The sequence below is a fragment of the Thalassospira povalilytica genome, assembly GCF_002844235.1.
Taxonomy (GTDB): Bacteria; Pseudomonadota; Alphaproteobacteria; order Rhodospirillales; family Thalassospiraceae; genus Thalassospira; species Thalassospira povalilytica.
On sequence record NZ_PGTS01000019.1, the window covers coordinates 1 to 602 of the forward strand.

At 58.0% G+C, this 602-nt stretch carries 1 protein-coding gene; it reads left to right on the forward strand.

Annotation, left to right across the window (positions count from 1 at the left end; genetic code table 11):
- A partial coding sequence (locus tag CU041_RS20255; protein WP_170310317.1) for an Ig-like domain-containing protein occupies positions 1–602 on the forward strand: 602 nt, incomplete at both ends.

Below are 602 nucleotides of genomic sequence, written 5' to 3' on the forward strand. Positions count from 1 at the left end.
CTTGATATTGACGCTGGTCTCACGGATTCCAGCGAAGTTCTGTCGATCACGATCAATGGCGTTCCGGATGGCGCGACCCTGTCGGCTGGGACTGACAATGGCGACGGCACCTGGACGCTGAACCCGGATCAGCTTGAAGGTCTGACGATCACACCGGCTGAGGACTTCAGTGGGTCGTTTGACCTGGGTGTGACGGCAACCTCAACTGATGGCGAAGACGTTGCAACGGCGACCGGTTCGATCACGGTTGATGTGGTTGGTGTTGCGGATGCGCCGACTTTGAATGTCACTGATGCTTCCGGTTCGGAAGACAGTGCAATTGCACTTGATATCGACGCTGGACTGACCGACAGCTCGGAAGTTCTAAGCGTCACCATCTCCGGCATTCCGGACGGTGCAACCTTGTCTGCTGGTACGGACAATGGCGACGGCACCTGGACACTGAACCCGGACCAGCTTGAAGGTCTGACGATTACCCCGGCTGAGGACTTCAGTGGGTCGTTTGATCTTGGGGTGACGGCAACCTCAACGGATGGTGAAGACGTCGCAACGACGACCGGTTCGATCACGGTTGATGTGGCGGGCGTTGCGGATGCGCCGAC